Source organism: Crossiella sp. S99.2 (assembly GCF_023094165.1).
GTDB lineage: Bacteria > Actinomycetota > Actinomycetes > Mycobacteriales > Pseudonocardiaceae > Crossiella.
The window spans coordinates 241,264-259,863 of record NZ_JALMDK010000014.1; the positions used below are offsets into that span (position 1 = coordinate 241,264).

17 protein-coding genes and 1 rRNA gene are annotated in these 18,600 nt (G+C 71.2%); 1 reads left to right on the forward strand and 17 read right to left on the reverse strand.

Annotated features, from left to right (window positions below; translation table 11 throughout):
• Nucleotides 1-169: 169 nt before the first annotated feature.
• From MZC64_RS39010 to MZC64_RS39085, 16 genes are all read right to left on the reverse strand, one after another.
• Nucleotides 170-910, reverse strand: coding sequence for a pseudouridine synthase (locus tag MZC64_RS39010; RefSeq protein WP_247764700.1), 741 nt, complete (start codon nucleotides 908-910; stop codon nucleotides 170-172).
• Complete coding sequence (locus MZC64_RS39015; RefSeq protein WP_247764701.1) at nucleotides 903-1,604, reverse strand: SMC-Scp complex subunit ScpB; 702 nt, start codon at nucleotides 1,602-1,604, stop codon at nucleotides 903-905. Before MZC64_RS39015 ends, MZC64_RS39010 begins: the two co-directional genes overlap by 8 nt.
• A complete protein-coding gene (locus tag MZC64_RS39020; RefSeq protein WP_247764702.1) occupies nucleotides 1,601-2,437 on the reverse strand; it encodes a ScpA family protein in 837 nt (278 codons plus the stop codon). Before MZC64_RS39020 ends, MZC64_RS39015 begins: the two co-directional genes overlap by 4 nt.
• Nucleotides 2,438-2,474: 37 nt before the next feature.
• Nucleotides 2,475-3,299: a ParA family protein gene (locus tag MZC64_RS39025; protein ID WP_247764725.1), complete on the reverse strand. Its 825-nt coding sequence runs from the start codon at nucleotides 3,297-3,299 to the stop codon at nucleotides 2,475-2,477.
• Between the two features lie 255 nt (nucleotides 3,300-3,554).
• Nucleotides 3,555-4,484: a site-specific tyrosine recombinase XerD gene (xerD, locus tag MZC64_RS39030; RefSeq protein ID WP_247764703.1), complete on the reverse strand. Its 930-nt coding sequence runs from the start codon at nucleotides 4,482-4,484 to the stop codon at nucleotides 3,555-3,557.
• A gap of 66 nt (nucleotides 4,485-4,550) precedes the next feature.
• Nucleotides 4,551-5,666, reverse strand: coding sequence for an alanine dehydrogenase (gene ald / locus MZC64_RS39035; protein ID WP_247764704.1), 1,116 nt, complete (start codon nucleotides 5,664-5,666; stop codon nucleotides 4,551-4,553).
• A 28-nt stretch (nucleotides 5,667-5,694) separates the two neighbouring features.
• Entirely contained in the window at nucleotides 5,695-6,333 is a 639-nt protein-coding gene (locus tag MZC64_RS39040; RefSeq protein WP_247764705.1) for an NUDIX hydrolase, read from the reverse strand.
• On the reverse strand, nucleotides 6,333-8,039 hold the full coding sequence (locus MZC64_RS39045; RefSeq protein WP_247764706.1) for a CTP synthase: 1,707 nt from the start codon (nucleotides 8,037-8,039) through the stop codon (nucleotides 6,333-6,335). The genes MZC64_RS39040 and MZC64_RS39045 overlap by 1 nt, the downstream gene beginning before the upstream one ends.
• A gap of 307 nt (nucleotides 8,040-8,346) precedes the next feature.
• Nucleotides 8,347-9,285, reverse strand: a complete 939-nt coding sequence (locus MZC64_RS39050) for a copper transporter (protein WP_247764707.1) — start codon at nucleotides 9,283-9,285, stop codon at nucleotides 8,347-8,349.
• On the reverse strand, nucleotides 9,282-10,466 hold the full coding sequence (steA, locus tag MZC64_RS39055) for a putative cytokinetic ring protein SteA (protein WP_247764708.1): 1,185 nt from the start codon (nucleotides 10,464-10,466) through the stop codon (nucleotides 9,282-9,284). Before steA ends, MZC64_RS39050 begins: the two co-directional genes overlap by 4 nt.
• Nucleotides 10,467-10,583: 117 nt before the next feature.
• The gene (recN, locus tag MZC64_RS39060; protein WP_247764709.1) at nucleotides 10,584-12,362 is read right to left on the reverse strand and encodes a DNA repair protein RecN; all 1,779 of its coding nucleotides are present in this window, start codon (nucleotides 12,360-12,362) and stop codon (nucleotides 10,584-10,586) included.
• 45 nt (nucleotides 12,363-12,407) lie between these two features.
• Nucleotides 12,408-13,307 carry an NAD kinase gene (locus MZC64_RS39065; protein ID WP_247764710.1) on the reverse strand — a complete coding sequence of 300 codons (900 nt, stop codon included), beginning with the start codon at nucleotides 13,305-13,307 and terminating at the stop codon, nucleotides 12,408-12,410.
• A 20-nt stretch (nucleotides 13,308-13,327) separates the two neighbouring features.
• Nucleotides 13,328-14,143 (reverse strand): TlyA family RNA methyltransferase, encoded by an 816-nt coding sequence (locus tag MZC64_RS39070; RefSeq protein ID WP_247764711.1) that lies wholly within the window; start codon nucleotides 14,141-14,143, stop codon nucleotides 13,328-13,330.
• Between the two features lie 3 nt (nucleotides 14,144-14,146).
• Nucleotides 14,147-14,296 (reverse strand): hypothetical protein, encoded by a 150-nt coding sequence (locus MZC64_RS39075; protein ID WP_185008226.1) that lies wholly within the window; start codon nucleotides 14,294-14,296, stop codon nucleotides 14,147-14,149.
• A gap of 2 nt (nucleotides 14,297-14,298) precedes the next feature.
• Nucleotides 14,299-15,309 carry an HAD-IIA family hydrolase gene (locus tag MZC64_RS39080; protein WP_247764726.1) on the reverse strand — a complete coding sequence of 337 codons (1,011 nt, stop codon included), beginning with the start codon at nucleotides 15,307-15,309 and terminating at the stop codon, nucleotides 14,299-14,301.
• The gene (locus tag MZC64_RS39085; RefSeq protein ID WP_247764712.1) at nucleotides 15,306-16,346 is read right to left on the reverse strand and encodes a hypothetical protein; all 1,041 of its coding nucleotides are present in this window, start codon (nucleotides 16,344-16,346) and stop codon (nucleotides 15,306-15,308) included. The genes MZC64_RS39080 and MZC64_RS39085 overlap by 4 nt, the downstream gene beginning before the upstream one ends.
• Nucleotides 16,347-16,469: 123 nt before the next feature.
• Between MZC64_RS39085 and MZC64_RS39090 the strand changes: the two genes are divergently transcribed.
• The gene (locus MZC64_RS39090) at nucleotides 16,470-18,314 is read left to right on the forward strand and encodes a hypothetical protein (protein WP_247764713.1); all 1,845 of its coding nucleotides are present in this window, start codon (nucleotides 16,470-16,472) and stop codon (nucleotides 18,312-18,314) included.
• A 209-nt stretch (nucleotides 18,315-18,523) separates the two neighbouring features.
• On the opposite strand, the gene rrf is transcribed toward MZC64_RS39090, so the two are convergent.
• Nucleotides 18,524-18,600, reverse strand: a 5S ribosomal RNA gene (gene rrf, locus MZC64_RS39095); the annotation flags it as partial.

Consider the following 18,600-nt stretch of genomic DNA (forward strand, 5'->3'; position numbering starts at 1 on the left):
CACCCCGAGTGTTGGCCGTTGTCGTACACCGAGTTGGGCCAACTGGTACGCCGGTTTGGCTCAAGTGGGCGTACCAGTTGGCCCAAGTGGTCTGGGAGTGCGGATCACACCGCCGATTCGCCAACCGAGTCGTACAACAACGGCCGGAGCCCGGCGACGGGCAGCCGGGTCAGAGACCCACGTTCTTGTACAAAGCCCCTACCTCGGCCCGGGTGAGCGGGCGCAACGCGCTGGGGCGCAACCCCGCCAGCCGGACCTCCCCCACCGCCGTGCGCACCAGGCGCAGCACCGGATGCCCCACCGAGTCGAACAACCGCCGCACGATCCGGTTCCGGCCCTCGTGCAGCACGACCTCGATCAGCACCCGTCCGCCGTTGGCGTCCTTGACGTGGTACTTGTCCAGCCGCACCGGCCCGTCCTCCAGCTCGACCCCGGCCAGCAGCTTGCGGCCCAGGTCCCGGTGCACCGGCCCGGCGACCTCCACCAGGTAGGTCTTGTACACGTTGTACGAGGGGTGCATCAGGCGGTGCGCCAGCTCGCCGTCGTTGGTCAGCAGCAGCAGACCCTCGGTTTCGGCGTCCAGGCGGCCGACGTGGAAGAGGCGTTCCTCGTGGTCGGCCACGTAGTCGCCGACGCAGGGGCGGCCGCGGTCGTCCGACATGGTGGTATGCACCCCGCGTGGCTTGTTCAACGCCAGGTGCACCAGGTTGCCGGTGACCATCACGCGCAGGCCGTCGACGTGGATCACCGCCAGCTCCGGGTCGACCCGGCGGCCCTGTTCGGTGACGATCTCGCCGTCCACGGCCACCCGGCCTTCGGCGATCATGTCCTCCGCCACTCGGCGGGAGGCGATCCCGGCCTTGGAGAGCACCTTCTGCAACCGCACACCCTGCGGCTCACTACTAGACATCGTCGATCGAGTCCACTTCCGGCAACAACGGGGCGAGCGGGGGCAGTTCCTTCACCGAGGACAACCCCAATCGCTCCAGGAACAGCTCTGTGGTGCGGTACAGGAGGCCGTTGGTGTCCGGATCCGCACCAGTCTCCTCAATCAGACCACGAGCGAGCAGACTGCGGATAACCCCGTCCACATTCACCCCGCGCACCGCGGCCACCCGAGCCCTGGTGACCGGCTGGCGGTAGGCGATCACCGCCAGGGTCTCCAGCGCGGCGCGGGTCAGTTTCGCCCGCTGTCCGTTGAGCAGCAACCGCTCCACGAACGGCGCGTGCACGTCCCGGGTGTAGAACCGCCAGCCGTCGCTCACCCGGCGCAGGTCGATTCCGCGACCGGACTCGGTGTACCCGGCGGCCAGCCTGCCCAGTGCCACGGTCACCCTGGCCACCGAGACGTCCAGCGCGTCGGCGAGGACCTCCTCCGGCGCGGGCGCGTCCACCACCAGCAGCACCGACTCCAGCGCGGCGTCCAGCGCGCCGTCCTCGCTGAGGTCGGGCAGGCCGCCGACGACCGCCGCGTCCTCGTCCTCTTCCTCCGGCGCGTCCACTTCCGCCGCGAGCGGCGCGTCCACCTCAGCCGCCACCGGTTCGGCCGCCACCTCGGGCTCCGCGACCTGCTCGTCCGCCACCGGAGTGCCGTTCTCGGTCACCCGTACTCCTCCTCATCCGCCACGGCCAGCGCGGCCGCGGCGGCCAGTTCCGCCTGCTCCTTGCTGCCGCCCACCCAGCGCACCAGCAGCTCCCCGAGCGGCTCCTCCTGGGTAAAGAGCACCACGGTCTCCCGGTACAGCTCCAGCAGCGCCAGGAACCGGGCCACCACCTCCACCGTCTCGGTGCAGTCGGTGGTCAGTTCGGCGAAGCTCGCCTCACCCAGTTCGGCCAGCCGCACCCGCAGGATCCCGGCGTGCTCGCGCACGGACACCGGGTGCATGTGCAGGTGTGCCAGCCCGACCACCGGCGGCGGCTTGGGCCGGAACACCGCGGCGGCCAGTTCGGCGAAGCGGCGCGGGTCGACGCCGAGCATCACCTCGGGCATCAGCTCGACGAACCGGTCCTCCATGGCCACCGAGCGCGGGTAGCGCCGCAACGCGGTCGCCTCCAGCTCGCCGAACAGCGCCGCGACCTGCTTGTACGCCCGGTACTGCAACAGCCGCGCGAACAACAGGTCGCGCGCCTCCAGCAACGCCAGGTCGTCCTCGTCGTCCACGTCGGCGGCGGGCAGCAGCCGGGCCGCCTTGAGGTCGAGCAGGGTGGCCGCGATGACCAGGAACTCGGTGGTCTCGTCCAGGTCCCAGGCGTCGCCGAGCACCCGGATGTGCGCGATGAAGTCCTCGGTGACCTGGTGCAGCGCCACCTCGGTGACGTCCATCTGGTGCTGCGAGATCAGTTGCAGCAGCAGGTCGAACGGACCGGTGAAGTTGGCCAGCCGCACGGTGAAGCGGCCGTTCTCGTCCGTCCCTTGTGGAGTGTCCGGTGTGTCCACTGTGGTCACTCGACCGGCCCTGCGACAGCGGGGCTGCTCACCTGGCGATCACCTCGCGGGCCAGCGCCCGGTAGGCCTTGGCCCCGCCGGAGCGGGGGGCCCAGCGGGTGATCGGCTCGCCGGCGACGGTGGTCTCGGGGAACCGCACGGTGCGGTTGATCACGGTGTCGTACACGATGTCCCCGAACGCCTCCACTACCCGGGCCATGACTTCTCGGGAGTGCAGCGTACGCGGGTCGTACATGGTGGCGAGAATCCCGGATATCTCCAGCCGCGGGTTGAGCCGTTCGCGCACCTTCTCGATGGTGTCGATGAGCAGCGCGACCCCGCGCAGGCTGAAGAACTCGCACTCCAGCGGGATGATCATCCCGTCCGCCGCGGCCAGGGCGTTCACCGTGAGCAGGCCGAGGGAGGGCTGGCAGTCGATGAGGATGTAGTCGTAGTGGTCCAGCACCGGCCGCAGCGCGCGCTGCAGGGTGTGCTCGCGGCCGACCTCGGAGACCAGCTGCACCTCGGCGGCGGACAGGTCGATGTTGCTGGGCAACAGGTCCATGTCCTCGACGCAGGTGCGCAGCACGGTCTCCTCGATGGTGGCCGAGCGCTCCATGATCACGTTGTAGATGGTCCGGTCCAGGTGGTGTGGCTGCACGCCGAGGCCCACCGAGAGCGCGCCCTGCGGGTCGAAGTCCACCAGCAGCACCCGGCGGCCGTACTCGGCCAGCGCCGCGCCCAGGTTGATGGTCGAGGTGGTCTTGCCGACCCCGCCCTTCTGGTTGCACATCGCGAGGACCTTGGCGGGTCCGTGCCCGGCCAGCAGCGAGGGCTCCGGCACGTGCCGCATCGGCCGTCCGGTGGGCCCCATCTCGCCCGTGGCGAGATGCGGAACGTGCTCCTCGGACAGGTCAGCGGGCTTGGGCGCCAGGCTGAGGTCAGCCGCCTCACCACGGGGCCGCCCAAAGGCTGGCTGCGGTGTGGACATCTGACCTGACTCCTCGTGTCGGCGGGTAGACCCTGCTGGCGAGCGTAGGCTTCGCGGGTCACAGCGGCAACGCGCCTCGCCGGGACCCGTCCGACCTGGTCATCAGGGCCACGGCACCCATTCGGCACAACGGAGTGGCTAGCCCCGGGCCCGTGGATGGGCGGTGGCGAAGACCTCGCGCAGGGTGTTCACGGTGACCAGGGTGTAGACCTGGGTGGTGGTCACCGAGGCGTGCCCGAGCAGCTCCTGCACCACCCGGACGTCGGCCCCGCCCTCGATCAGGTGGGTGGCGAAGGAGTGCCGCAGTGTGTGCGGAGACACGTCCCCGGCGATGCCTGCCCGTTCGGCCGAGTCCTTCAGCGTCTGCCACGCGCTCTGCCGGGACAGCCGCCCACCGCGCGCGTTGAGGAACACCGCCGCGCTGCCCCGCCCTTTGGCCGCCAGCACCGGCCGGGCCCGCACCAGGTAGGCGTCCAGCGCGGCCAGCGCGGGCCGGCCCACCGGCACCAGGCGCTGCTTGCCGCCCTTGCCGTCCAGCAGCGCGGTGCGTTCCCTCGGGTCCACGTCGTCCACGTCCAGCCCGACCGCCTCGGAGATCCGCGCGCCGGTGGAGTAGAGCAGCTCCAGCAGCGCCCGGTCCCGCAGTCCACGCGGGTCCTCGCTGCCCGCCCCGTCCAGCAGCCGCAGCACATCGTCCACCGGCAGCGCCTTGGGCAGCCGGCGCGGCGGGGTCGGCGGGTGCACCCCGCTGGCCACATCGGCGCTGAGCAGGCCCTCGCGGTAACCGAAGCGGTGCAGGCTGCGCACCGCGACCACCGCGCGCGCGGCCGAGGAGGCGGCCAGCGGCGGCCGTTGCCCGTCGCCTTCGCGCAGTCCGGCCAGAAACTCCGCGACGTGCCGCTCGGTCACCTCCGGCAGCGAGCCGACCCCGGCCACGGCCAGGTGTTCGGTGTAGCGGCGCAGGTCGCGGGCGTAGGAGTCCAGGGTGTTGCGGGCGGTGCCGCGTTCCACGGTGAGGTGGTCCAGGTACCTGCCGACGGCGGCCGAGAGCGCGGCGGGGATCGCCACCGGGCTGGTTGTCGCATCGCCGTTCAGTGCGCCGGTCCCTCCGCCGCAGGAGTTCTCAGGGGCGCATCATGCCAGTGCGTCGGTCAGCTCGGTGTGCGGGAGGCCGTGCGCGGCGGCGACCTCGGCCAGCACCAGGTGCCCGCCGATCGCGTTGACCCCCTTGGCCAGGGTGTGATCCTCCCGCACCGCCGCGCGCAAACCTTTGTCCGCCAAGGCCACCGCGTAGGGCAGGGTGACGTTGGTCAGCGCCCAGGTGGAGGTGTGCGGGACCGCGCCGGGCATGTTGGCCACGCAGTAGAAGACCGAGTTGTGCACGCCGAAGACCGGATCGCCGTGCGTGGTCGGCCGGGAGTCCGCGAAGCAGCCGCCCTGGTCGATGGCGATGTCCACCAGCACCGAGCCGGGCCGCATCCGGGCCACCAGGTCGTTGCCGATCAGCTTGGGCGCCTTGGCGCCGGGCACCAGCACCGCGCCGATCACCAGGTCCGCCCACAGGCAGGCCCGTTCGATCTCGTAGGCGTTGCTGGCGATGGTCTGCAGGTGGCCGCGGTAGACGAAGTCGATCTGCCGCAACCGGTTGATGTTGTTGTCCAGCACCACCACCTCGGCCTGCAGACCGAGCGCGATGGTGGCCGCGTTCATCCCGGACACGCCCGCGCCGATCACCGCGACCTTGCCGGCGGGCACTCCGGACACTCCGCCCAGCAGCACCCCGCGGCCGCCGGCGGCGCGTTCCAGGGTGTGCGCGCCGACCTGCGGGGCCATCCGCCCGGCCACCTCGCTCATCGGCGCGAGCAGCGGCAGCGAGCCGTCCGGCAGCTGCACGGTCTCGTAGGCGACCGCGTCGGTCCCGGCGGCCACGATCGCCTCGGTGCAGTCCCGGCTGGCGGCCAGGTGCAGGTAGGTGAACAGGGTCTGCCCGCGCCGCATCCGGTGATATTCCTCGGCGATCGGCTCCTTGACCTTGAGCACGAGGTCCGCCTCGGCCCACACGTCCTCGGCCGAGTTGAGGATCTTCGCCCCGGCCGCGAGGTAGTCGGAGTCGGGGAAGGAGGAGCCGAGGCCGGCCTCCCGTTCGATCAGGACCTGATGGCCGCGGCGCACCAGTTCCACCACGCCGGCCGGGGTGATGGCCACCCGGTACTCGTGGTTCTTGACCTCACGAGGGACACCGACTCGCACGTCGACTCCTCCTCCGCCTAGCTCTTGCTCAGCCGCTGCGGCGCCGCGCGAACCGGTGCGGCCTGGACTCCCACGGGGCGTCGACCGGCCTGGTCTCCGCCGCGCCGGAGAGCACCGCGTGCGCGGCCAGCACCCCGGACACCGTGGCAGCGTTGATGATGGCACCGGAGAGCACCATCCGCACGGCCTCGCTCAGCGGCACCCGCCGCACCACGAGGTCGGCCTCCTCATCGCCGGTGTCCGCCAGCTGCTCCACAGTGGACAGACCGCGGGCCAGGTAGACCCGGATGACCTCGTCCATGAACCCTGGCGAGCCGGAGACGTCGACCAGCACCGACCAGTCGGTGGCGGCCAGCCCGACCTCCTCGGCCAGCTCGCGCGCTGCCGTGATGGCCGGATCCTCGCCCTCGGCGTCGAGCAGTCCGGCGGGCAGCTCCCACAGCCGCTGCCCGACCGGATGCCGGTACTGGTGGATGAGCACCACGTTGTCGTTCTCGTCCAGCGCGATCACGCCGACCGCGCCCGGGTGCTCGATCACCTCCCGGGTGGCGACCTTGCCGCCGGGCATCACCACGTCGTCCACCCGCAGCGCCATCACCCGCCCGGCGTAGACGTCCTGGGACTTGGCCACGCTGAACTCGTGCGCGCCACGCTCCACAGTGGACATCAGACACCCGCCGCGCTGGTCGCGGTCTCGGGCAGCTCCACCGGCAGCCGTTCGGCGGCCTGGTAGTCCAGCGCGGCCCGGACGAAGGCGGAGAACAGCGGGTGCGGCCGGGTCGGCCTGCTCTTCAACTCGGGGTGCGCCTGGGTGCCGACGAAGAACGGGTGTGTCTTGGCCGGCAGTTCGACGAACTCGACCAGGTGCCCGTCCGGCGAGGTGCCGGAGAAGACCAGCCCGGCCTTGCTGAGCTTGTCCCGGTAGGCGTTGTTGACCTCGTAACGGTGCCGGTGCCGTTCGGTGACCTCGGTGGCGCCGTAGGCCTTGGCCACCTGGGAGCCGGGGGTGAGCTTGGCCGGGTAGGAGCCCAGCCGCATGGTGCCGCCCATGTCCCGCTCACCGGCGACCACGTCCTGCTGGTCGGCCATGGTGGAGATGACCGGGTGCTTGGCGCTCTCGTCGAACTCCGCCGAGTTGGCCCCGTCGATCTTCGCCAGCCCCCTGGCGGCCTCGATCACCATGCACTGCAGGCCAAGGCACAGGCCCAGCGCCGGGATGCCACGGGTGCGGGCGTGCTGGATGGCGCCCACCTTGCCCTCGATACCGCGCACACCGAATCCGCCGGGCACCAGCACGCCGTCCACTCCGGCCAGCGCCTGCGCGGCGCCGGCGGGGGTCTCGCACTGGTCGGAGGGGACCCAGCGGATCTCCACCCTGGCCCGGTGCGCGAAGCCACCGGCGCGCAGCGCCTCGGTCACCGACAGGTAGGCATCCGGCAGGTCGACGTACTTGCCGACCAGCGCGATCCGGGTGGTGTCGCTGGGCTTGTGCACCCGCTCCAGGAGATCGCCCCACACCGTCCAGTCCACGTCCCGGAACGGCAGTCCGAGGCGGCGCACCACGTAGGCGTCCAGGCCCTCGGAGTGCAGCACCCGCGGGATGTCGTAGATGGAGGGCGCGTCCGGGGCGGCCACCACGGCCTCGCCGTCCACGTCGCACATCAGCGCGATCTTGCGCTTGAGCCCGTCCGGGATCTCCCGGTCGGCCCGGCACACGATCGCGTCCGGCTGGATGCCGATGTTGCGCAGCGCGGCCACCGAGTGCTGGGTGGGCTTGGTCTTCAGCTCGCCGGAGGGGGCGAGGTAGGGCACCAGGGAGACGTGCAGGAAGAACACGTTGTCCCGGCCCACGTCATGCCGGACCTGCCGGGCGGCCTCCAGGAACGGCAGCGACTCGATGTCGCCCACGGTCCCGCCGACCTCGGTGATCACCACGTCCGGCGCGGTGCCGTCCTCACCGGCGGCGGCCATCGCGGTGATCCGCGACTTGATCTCGTCGGTGATGTGCGGGATGACCTGGACGGTGTCGCCGAGGTACTCGCCGCGCCGCTCCTTGGCGATCACCTCGGAGTAGACCTGCCCGGTGGTGACGTTGGCCGCCGCACCCAGGTCGCGGTCCAGGAAGCGCTCGTAGTGACCGATGTCGAGGTCGGTCTCGGCGCCGTCCTCGGTGATGAACACCTCGCCGTGCTGGAACGGGTTCATCGTCCCGGGATCGACGTTGAGGTAGGGGTCGAGCTTCTGCATGGTCACGCGGAGTCCGCGAGCGGTCAGCAACTGCCCGAGGCTGGAGGCGGTGAGCCCCTTGCCGAGAGAGGAGGCCACGCCTCCGGTGACGAACACGTGCTTGGTCGTGCGGGCCTGCAACACCAAGGGGTACTCCCGTGAATCAACTCGACGCCGTCGCTGGTCGGGTGTGGTGTCGGGGCTCCCAACCGCGCGAGCGCCCCCTCGATCCACGGGAGGCGACCGTAACACGTCCGAGCACCGCTACCGCACCCCCACCTCCCCCGCGTCCCCCCGAACGGGTGATGTATAGCCCTCCCACCCCCACCCGAGTGTTGGCCGTTGTCGTACCCCGAGTTGGCCGTTACAGACACCGAGTTGGCCCAACTCGTACGCCGCTCTGGCCAAAGCGGACGCCGAGTTGGCCCAAGCGGACGCTCAGCAGCCGACCGCCCTACCCAAGACCCTGCGGCGCCGGAGCCTGCGCGTTGCCCGCGTTCCCATACCGCCCGGACCGCCCCTCCAGCTGCTCCCGCAACGCCATCACGGTCACCGCCCGCCCCGCCGCCGTGTCCACGTTGTCCACCGTCGACAGGATCGACGTCGCCGAGGTGTCCGCCCGCACGATCCCGATCGCCGAGTTCCCATCAGCCGACCCGGACCGCCCCGCGAGCACCGCCCCCGCCCCGGACCGATCCAGCTGAGTCGCGAACCGGGCCAGAATCGCCGACCGGTCCCCCGGATCCTCGCCACCGGTCGCCCCACCGGTGAGCACCACCGCGAGCTGCGCCGGGGTGATCCCCCGCCCGACCCGCACGAACCCGCCATTGGCCAGCCCGCTCATCGCCGCCGCCGACTCATCCCCACTCGCCTGCGGCCTGTTCTGGTTGTTGAGCAGCAACAACGGCCCGAGCAACCCGCCGGCCAGGGTGCCGGGATCGGTGGCCGCGGTCGGCAACTGCACACCCGCGGGCACCAGCCGCGGCACCAGGTCCCGCAGCTGGTCGGCCTTGGCCGGGTCGGTGAAGGTGTCGGTGAGTTGCAACTCACCGGTGACGCTGCCACCGGCTGCCTTGATCAGCTCGGTCAGCGCGTCCCGGTCGGCCGGGTTGGCGTCGTGTGTGCTGATCAGCACCACGGTCCGCTTGTCCAGCTGCCCGCGCACCGCCAGCGGGCCGACCATGGTGCCGAACCGGTCCGCGTCGGTCAGCCGGGCGTTGAGCGCGTTGCGCTCGGCCTGCAGGTCGGCGACCTTCTGTCCGAGTGAGTCCTTCTCCCCGGTCAGCCCGGACAGCAGCCGGTCGCTGATCACGGTGGAGCCGAGCATGATGCCCAGCGCGAGCGAGAGGAACACCGCCGCGATGGAGACGACGTGGTACCGCAGTGTGATCACGAGAAGAGCCCCTTGAGCCAGGAGAGGAAGTCGTTCCAGTAGTCCACGCCGATGTCGACGTAGGCGCTGCCCACGCTGGTCACCGCGACGGCGGCGATGAGCACGGCGAGCGCGGAGACGACCAGCAGCAGGACGGAGAGCACCGAGACCCGGCTGCGGTACAGGCTGACCACGGCGTGGCCGTCGACGACCTTGCTGCCCAGGCGCAGCCGGGTGAGGAAGGTGGAGGGGTTGGAGCCGGAGCGGCCCCGGTCCAGGAATTCGTGCAGGGTGGCCTGGAAGCCGATGGTGACCACCAGGTCGGCCCCGTGCGCCTCGGCCAGCAGCAGCGCGAGGTCCTCGGGGTTGCCGGAGGCAGGGAAGGTGACCGCGCCGATGCCGAGGTCCTGGATGCGTTCCAGGCCGGGCGCGTGCCCGTCCATCTGCGCGGGCAGCACCACCTCGGCGCCTGCCTTGAGGGTGACGGTGCTGATCCCGTCCGGGTCGCCGACGATCACGTCCAGGGCGTACCCGGCCTCCTTCAGCGTGTCCGCCGCGCCCTCCACGCCGATGATCACCGGCCGGTACTCGCGGATGTAGCGCTTGAGTTTGCGCAGGTCGTCGCGGTGCCCGTAGCCGGGGGCGACGATGAGCACCTGCCGGTCCTTGATCGGCACGAACAGCTCGGGCACGCCGACCCCGTCCAGGATCAGCGTGCGTTCCCGGCGCAGGAACTCGATGGTGTTCGCGGAGAATGCCTCCAGCTGCGCGGCCATGCCCGCCTTGGCCTCGATGAGCTGGTCGGCCACCGAGTCCGCGGTCTGCTCGGTGCCACGGCCGAGTTCGGTCTCACCCTGGAAGATCCCGCCCTCGAACAGCCGGATCCGGGCGCCGTCCTTGATCTTGCGCAGCAACTCGGGGCCGACCGCGTCGATCAGCGGGATGCCCGCGCTGATCAGGATCTCCGGCCCCAGGTTGGGAAAACGCCCGGAGATCGAGGCGGAGGCGTTGACCACCCCGGCGACCTCGGCCGCCACCAGGGCGTCCGCGGTGCGGCGATCCAGGTCGAGCTGGTCGAGCACGGCGATGTCGCCGGGCCCGAGTCTGCGGATCAGGTCGCCGGAGCGACGGTCCACCCTGGCCGGCCCGTGGACTCCAGGCAGGGACTGACTGGTTCGGTTGAGCAGGCCCGTGAGCTTCATGTGCGGATGGTGACAAACCCCCGGCGGGTCTTTGCCTAGGCACGCCGGGGAATCATCCCACGTCAACCCTTGGGGGACACGAAATCGGTACAGCCGCCCACCGCTACCGGCGGTGAACTACGGGCGCAGTGCCTGGGTGTATGCCTCCGCGGTGGCCAGCAGCTCCTCGGCGTGCGCGCGGCCGGATTCGGTGGACTCCAGCCCGGCCAGCATCCGGGCCAGCTCCACCACCCGCTGGTTGTGGTTGAGCACCAGCACCCCGGACTTGGTCAGTCCCTCGGCGCCGATGTTCTTGTCCACCAACAGGTGCCGGTCGGCGTAGGCGGCCACCTGGGCCAGGTGGGTGACCACGATGACCTGGTGGCTGCGGGCCAGTTTGGCCAGCCGCCGACCGATCTCCACCGCGGCCCGGCCGCCGACCCCGGCGTCGACCTCGTCGAAGACCAGGGTGGGCACCGGGTCGGTGTGCGCGAGCACCACCTCGATGGCCAGCATCACCCGGGACAGCTCACCGCCGGAGGCGCCCTTGTGCACCGGCAGCGCGGGCGCGCCGGGATGCGCGACGAGCAGCAGCTCGACCTCGTCCACCCCGTCCGGCCCGGCCTGCAGCAGCTCGTTGCCGACCTTGAGCGACAGCTCGTCGCCCTCGGCGGCCGGCTTGTGCTGCACGGTCAGCTCGATCCGGGAATGCGCCATGGCCAGTCCGGCCAGTTCCTCGGTGACCGCCTTGGCCAGTTGCTCGGCCGCGGTGCGCCGGATCGCGGTGAGCGTGCCGGCGATCTTGGCCAGCTTCCTGGCCAGCGCGTCCCGTTGCTTGGCGAGCTTGCCGAGGGTCTCCTCGGAGGTGTCCAGGCCGGTCAGCCGGGCCTGCGCGTCGGCGGCCCAGGCCAGCACGCCGTCCACGTCCGCGGCGTACTTGCGGGTGAGCTGCTTCAGCTCGGCCTGCCGGGCCAGCACTCGTTCCAGCTCGGCCGGATCGGCGTCGAGCTGCTCCAGGTAGGTGGTCAATTCGGTGCCCACGTCGGTGAGCAGCGCCGCCGCCTCCACCAGCCGGGGTTCCAGTTCGCGCAGCGCCGGGTCCTCGGCCGCGGCCAGCCTGCGCCGGGCCTCGCCGATCAGGCCGAGCGCGCCGGGCTGGTCGGGATCGCCGTCGGCGGCGCCGGCGACGGCGTGCGCGGCCCCGGAGGCGGTCTCCCGCAGCTGGTCGGCGTCGGCGAGCCGGCGGGCCCGGTGGACCAGCTGGGTATCCTCGCCGGGCTGCGGGGCCACGGATTCGATCTCGCCCAGCCCATGCCGCAGCATCTCGGCCTCGCGGACCATCTCGCGGGCGCGTTCGGTGCGTTCGATTAGTTCCCTGGCCACCGCGATCCACTGCCCGCGCAGTTCGCGGTACTCGGCCAGCGGTTCGGCGATGCCGGCGCCGGCGAAGCGGTCCAGCACGGCGCGCTGCTCGCCGGTGCGCATCAGCCGGAGCTGGTCGTTCTGCCCGTGCACGGCGAGCAGTTGTTCGGTCAGCTCCGAGAGCAGCCCGACCGGCACGCTGCGCCCGCCCAGGTGGGCCTTGGACCGTCCGTCGGCGCTCACCGAGCGCACGGTGATGAGGCTGCCGTCGTCGTCGACGTCGGCGCCCGCCTCGGTGGCCACGCTCAGCGCCTGGGCGGCCCCGGCGCGCGCGTCGTCACCGCGGAGTTGGAAGGTTCCCTCGACGGTGGCGCGCTCAGCCCCGGTCCGCACCCTGGAGGCTTCCGCGCGACCGCCAGAGAGCAGGTGGAGCCCGGTCACCACCATTGTCTTGCCAGCACCCGTCTCACCGGTGACCACGGTGAGGCCGGGGTGCAGTTCGAGGGTGGCGTCGGCAATCACGCCGAGGCCCTGGATGCGCATCTCGGCCAGCACAGCCCAGACACTACTGGGCCGGACCGACATTCGCGCCAGGGGTGCCTACCGGTTGGGGATAACTGGTCCGCGCCAGCCCTGGACCGGCAGCGAGAACTTGCGCACCAGCCGGTCGGCGAAGGGTTCCTTCTTCAGCCGCACCAGGTTGACCGGCACTTTCCCGCCGACGACCTCCACCCGCGCGCCGGGCGGCAGCTCCACGGTGCGCTGCCCGTCGCAGCACAGCACCGCCGGGTGCCCGCCGGGCGCGACCTCCACCGCGACCAGCGAGTTCGGCGAGACCACCAGCGGCCGGGCGAAGAGCGCGTGCGCGTTGCTGGGCACCACCAGCAGCGCCTCCACCTCGGGCCAGATCACCGGCCCGCCTGCGGAGAAGGCGTAGGCGGTGGACCCGGTCGGCGTGGCGACCAGCACCCCGTCGCAGCCGAAGCCGGACACCGGGCGCTCGTCCACTTCCAGCACCGCGTCCAGGATCCGTTCCCGGCTGGACTTCTCCACACTGGCCTCGTTGAGCGCCCAGGTGCGGGCCAGCACGGTCCCGTTGAGCCGGACGATCACGTCCAGGGTCATCCGCTGTTCGACGTGGTAGGTCCGGTCGATGACCGCGGCCACCACCTCGTGCAGTTCCTCGGAGTCGGCCTCGGCCAGGAAGCCCACCCGGCCCAGGTTGACCCCGAGCACCGGCACCCCGGCTGGCCTGGCCAGTTCGGCGGCCCGCAGCAGGGTTCCGTCACCACCGAGCACCAGCACGAGTTCGGTGCCCTCGGCGGCCTCGTCGGTGTGCGCGACGATGGTGTCGTAGCAGGCCGCGTTGATGTCCGCGGCCTCCTCCACCAGGACCCGCAGCTTCAGCCCGGCCTGCCGTAGCTTCCCGGCCACGTACTCGGTGGTGCGCCGGTTCTCCGGACGGCCGGTGTGCACCACGAGCAAAAGCTCACGGGTCATGAACGGTCTACCTCCAGTGCCTACTGCGGACCCGCGGCGACCGCGGCCCGAACCAGCTGCTCGGCCTCAGTCGAGGCCAACGGCACTCCCCGGCGAAGCCAGAGAAAATACTCGACGTTGCCGGAGGGCCCCGGCAAGGGGCTGGCGGTGACGCCGCGCAGGGTCAGTCCGGACTCGGCCGCCGAGGCGACCACCCCGGTGACGGCCTCGACCCGCAGTTCCGGATCGCGCACCACGCCACCGGAGCCGAGCCGCTCCTTGCCCACCTCGAACTGCGGTTTCACCATCGGCACCAGGTCCGCGCCATCCGCCATGCAGGCGGCCAGTGCGGGCAGCACCAAGCGCAGGTAGATGAACGAGAGATCACCCACCACAAGATCAACGGTCCCGCCGATCTGTTCCGGCGTCAGATTCCGCACGTTGGTGCGGTCGAACACCTTCACCCGATCGTCGGTCTGCAACTTCCACACCAGCTGGCCGTAGCCGACGTCCACCGCGACCACCTCGGTCGCCCCGCCGCGCAGCAGCACATCGGTGAACCCACCGGTGGACGCGCCCGCGTCCAGGCAGCGCCGCCCGGTCACGGTGAGCCCCAACGGCCCGAAGACCTCCAGCGCGCCCAGCAGTTTGTGCGCGCCGCGCGAGGCCCAGCCGGGATCGTCGGCGTCCTCGCGCACGACCACCGCGGCGTCGGTCTCCACCGCGGTCGCCGGTTTGCTCGCGACCGTGCCGCGCACGGTGACCCGGCCCGCGTTCACCAGCTCCACCGCGTGTTCGCGGGAGCGGGCGAGCCCGCGGCGCACCAGTTCGGCGTCCAGCCGTACCCGCCGAGGCATGGGTCAGACCTGATCGATCGTGGACAGCGCCGAGGTCAGCGCGGTGTGCACCGCGTCGAACCTGGCCACGTGCTCGGCCAGCGGCACCGAGTCCAGGTCCTGCAGACCGACAAGGGCGGAGTCGATCTCCGCCACCGGCTGTTCGGGCGTCATGCTCACCACGCTATACCCAGTTTCCGCAACGCCGCCTCAGCCTCGGCGCCCACCGGCGTCACCCCCGAAGGAGCGCCACCGCCCGCGCCCCACCACACCGCGCACAACGACCGCAGCGCCGACAACGGTTCCCCGCTCTCATCAGCCCCGCTAAGCCGAAGCCCGCCGTCCACAACCTCAACCCGCCACCCGGCCCGCACGCCAACCTCGACGTGCTCCACCGGCGCGACCAGCCCGCCAAGATCCTCAGACATATAACGGCAACGCTGCTCGGGAACGGCCGCCAGCAACCCCTCCGGCGTGGCCACCCCCGTCAGCACCACCAAAGCAGGCAGTTCAGCCGCACTGGCCCCGGCGATATCGGTGTCCAACCGATCCCCCACAACCAAAGCGGCCGAAGCCCCAGCCGACTCGGCGGCCAGCACCAACTGAGTCGGTTCCGGCTTCCCGGCCACCTCCGGCGCCAGCCCGGTGGCGGTCCGCAACGCGGCCACCATCGAGCCGTTCCCCGGCAGCAACCCACGCTCGGTCGGCAAGGTGGCGTCCACATTGGACGCGAGCCAGTAAGCCCCACCCCGGATGGCGATACAGGCCTCAGCCAGCTGAGCCCACCCGGTCTCCGGCGAATGCCCCTGCACCACGGCGACAGGTTCGTCCGCCGCGGCCTCGACCACCCGAAGCCCCACCGCCCGAACCTCAGCCCGCAACGCCTCAGCCCCCACCACCAGCACCGGCGACCCGGCCGCCAACTTCGCGGCCAGCACCGCCGCGGCGGCCTGAGAACTGGTGCTCACCTCACGGACGTCGGCCGGAAACCCCAGCTCCCGAAGGTGCTGTGCCACCGCCTCCGGCGCCCGCGAGGCGTTGTTGGTGACGTACCGGAGCGCACGCCCGCGCCGCTTGGCCTCAGCGATCGCCTCCGGCGCCCCGGGCACCGCGGTCCCACCGCGGTACACGGTGCCGTCGAGATCCAGCAGCAACGCGTCGTGCGCATCCAGCAACGTCGTCATCAGTTGTCCCGAACCGTCCCATCAACGGACTTCACAGCACCGGTCTCACCCGAACCAGCAGCCTCAACCGAGGCCGCCGGCTCAACCGCAACCTCGTCCGCAACCCGCACAGACTCCGCAACCGGTTCCGCGGCCTCAGCCGAGTCCACGACCATGTCCGTGCCCTGGCCCGAGTCCGCAACCACCTCGGAAGCAACCGCCTGGTCCGAGACATCGCCCCGGCCCGAGGCATCGCCCTGGTCCGCCACGTCGTCCCGGCCAGCGTCAGCGTCGTCCAAGTCCGCAGCCGATTCCTCAGCCTCGTCCTCGTTCTCGTCCTGACCGTGCTCCTGGTCCTGGCCTTCGCCCAGTTCCTCGGCGTCCACCGGCACCACGGGCCCCGCGCCCAGCTCGATGGCCCGCTCAGCCGCGTCGGTCTCACCTTCGTCGTCCACCTCGGCAGCCGAGATGAACCACTGGATCGCCTCATCGGTCCGGCCGGCCGCGGCCAGGTTGTCCGCGTAGGCGTAGAACAGCCGCGCACTCCACGGATCCCGCCGCTTCACATCCAGATCCGGCCCCTGCAACGCCACCACCGCGGCGTCCAGCTCGCCCAGATCCCGACGTGCGCCGGCAGCCACGATCCGCAGCTCCACAGCCTCGTCCGCGGTCAGCGCCGCGGCCTCGGTCGACCGGGACAGCTCCAGCGCCCGCTCCGGCCGGCCCAGTGCCCGCTCGCAGTCGGCCATGACGGCCAGGTGCCCGGAGCTACCGGTCATCCGCCGCGCCGCCCGCAGCTCGGCAAGAGCCTCGGACCATTCGCCCGCGTGGTAAGCGGCCAGTCCGGTCGCCTCCCGCACCAGCCCGATCCGCGAGGCCTTCCGCCGAGCGAACCGGGCATGCGCCAGCGCCTGCTCCGGCTCCTCGTCGATCAGCCGACCGGCCATCACCAGGTGCTTGGCCACCAGCTCGGCCAGGCTCTTGGACAGGGTCCGCAGGTCCGAACGAACACCGGCGTCCAGCTGACCGGGTTCGACATCCTCGGGAAGCTCCGGCTCCACCAGCTCCTCAAGCTGATCCCGCCGCAGTTCGCCCGCGTCGAAGCGGTCATCCCGCCCACGCGGCCGGTCCTGCGCCGGGTAACGACGCTCAGCGCCCTCAGCCCGGTCGGCGTCGGTACGACCATGCCGGACCTCACGAGCCGGCCGATCCTCCCGATTGCCGTAAGCAGGCTTCTCGTACCGCGGCCGATCCCCAGAACCGGAGGAACGAGGCCGCTCAGCCCCACCCCGATCGCTCTGGAACCCACCGCGGTCGCCACGGTCGTTGCCGCGGAAGCCACCCCGGTCATCCGAACGGGACCCACCACGGTCGCCGCCCCGGTCCCCGCGATCGTCCTTGCGGTACCCACCACGGTCGCCCTGGTCATCCCGGCGGAACCCACCGCGATCGTCCCGGTCGTTCCCGCGGAAGCCACTCCGGTCGCCACGGTCATTGCCCCGGTACCCACCGCGGTCATCCCGCTGGAACCCACCACGATCGCCGCCGCGGTCAGCACCCCGGTACCCGCCGCGATCACCGCGGTCGCCGCCCCGGTCGTCCCGGCGGAACCCGCCCTGACCACCGCGATCCGCGCTCCGGTAACCGCTCTGGCCGCCCTGGTCGTCCTTGCGGAAACCACGGTCCTCGCCCTGGGCGCCGCCACGGTCATCGCCACCGGCACTGCCCTGGTCAGCACGGTCGTCCTTGCGGACAACACTCTGGTCGGCACGGTCGGCGGCACCGCGATCGTCCTTGGTTACCGAGCCCTGCTCGCCCCGATCCTCCTGGCGGAAGCCACCCGTCTCCGAGCCCTCCACACCCTGGACGCCACCGGACTCCTCAACCGCACGGCCGTCCCGGAACCCGGGCTTGCCGTCCCGACGGGGCCGGTCGTCACGCTTCTGGTAGCGAGGACGGTCGTCCCCGTCCGCCCGCGGCTTGTCGAACTTGGGCTTGTCGAACTTCGGCTTGTCATAACGGGGCTTGTCGCCGTACCGCGGCTTGTCGCCTCCGTAGGCAGGCTTGTCCCCGTACGGACGATCCTGCCGAGGCCGGTCATCCCGCCGGAAACCACCCTGACCGCCCTGGCCACCACGGTCGCCGCGGTCGTTGCCGCGATACCCACCCCGGTCATCCGAACGGAATCCGCCCCGGTCGCCGCGATCGTCCTTGCGGAACCCACCACGGTCGCCACGGTCATCCCGCTGGTAACCGCCACGGTCACCACGGTCGTTGCTCCGGGAGTCACCGCGATCGTCCCGGCGGAAGCCACCCTGGCCACCACGATCGTCCCGGCCGCGGAACCCGCCCTGGCCGCCTCGATCATCACGCCGGAAGCTGCTCTGACCACCGCTCTGACCACCGCGATCGTCACGCCGGAAGCCGCCCTGACCACCACGGTCGCCGCGGTCATCCTTACGGAATCCGCCCCGGTCCCCACGGTCGTCCTTGCGGAACCCACCACGGTCGTCCCGCTGGTAACCACCGCGATCGCCACGGTCGTTGCTCCGGGAGTCGCCACGGTCGTCCCGGCGGAACCCGCCCTGACCACCGCGATCATCGCGACGGAAGCCGCTGCTCTGGCCGCCTCGATCGTCACGCCGGAAGCTGCTCTGACCACCACGGTCGGCACCCCGGAAACCACCCTGGCCACCGCGGTCGTCGCGACGGAAGCCGCCCCGATCCCCACGGTCATCGCCACGGTTGTCCTGCCAGCGCGGCCGGTCCCCGGAAGCGGGACGGTCATCGCGGCTGCCACGCTGTGGTCGATCACGATCCTGCTCAAAACGACGTGGCCGATCATCGCGCTGGCCGTAGCCACCACGCGAGCCGCCACCTTCGTAGCGCCCGCCGCGAGACGAGTCACCACTGGAGTTCCGATCCTGCCGGTCACCGCCACGACCCCAGCTGGAACCGCCACGCTCACGCCGGTCGCCCGACTGCGCGTCGCGATACCCGCCCTGCCTGCGGTTGTCACCGGAGCCTGAGCGATCACCGCTCGAAGAACCACCGGACCGACCGTATGGTGGCTTGTCGCCACGCGGCCTGCCCGCTCCACCACCGGAGCGCCGAGGAGCACCGTCTCCGCGGTCCTCACCGGGCCGCCTGTCTGAAACCACCAAATCCTCCCGAACAACCAACAACACAAGAAGGGGCTTGCCCACCTTACCGGCGGACAAGCCCCTCTCGAATGATTGTTCGGCGGCGTCCTACTCTCCCACACGCTCACGCATGCAGTACCATCGGCGCTGGAGGACTTAGCTTCCGGGTTCG

Coding starts and splice junctions, on each gene's coding strand:
- MZC64_RS39070 (WP_247764711.1), bottom strand. CDS start 14,143: ATGCCTCGGCGGGTACGGCTGGACGCCGAACTGGTGCGCCGCGGGCTC.
- steA (WP_247764708.1), bottom strand. CDS start 10,466: ATGAAGCTCACGGGCCTGCTCAACCGAACCAGTCAGTCCCTGCCTGGA.
- MZC64_RS39025 (WP_247764725.1), bottom strand. CDS start 3,299: ATGGGGCCCACCGGACGGCCGATGCGGCACGTGCCGGAGCCCTCGCTG.
- MZC64_RS39075 (WP_185008226.1), bottom strand. CDS start 14,296: ATGACGCCCGAACAGCCGGTGGCGGAGATCGACTCCGCCCTTGTCGGT.
- MZC64_RS39040 (WP_247764705.1), bottom strand. CDS start 6,333: ATGTCCACTGTGGAGCGTGGCGCGCACGAGTTCAGCGTGGCCAAGTCC.
- MZC64_RS39065 (WP_247764710.1), bottom strand. CDS start 13,307: ATGACCCGTGAGCTTTTGCTCGTGGTGCACACCGGCCGTCCGGAGAAC.
- MZC64_RS39010 (WP_247764700.1), bottom strand. CDS start 910: ATGTCTAGTAGTGAGCCGCAGGGTGTGCGGTTGCAGAAGGTGCTCTCC.
- MZC64_RS39090 (WP_247764713.1), top strand. CDS start 16,470: ATGCCGGACCTCACGAGCCGGCCGATCCTCCCGATTGCCGTAAGCAGG.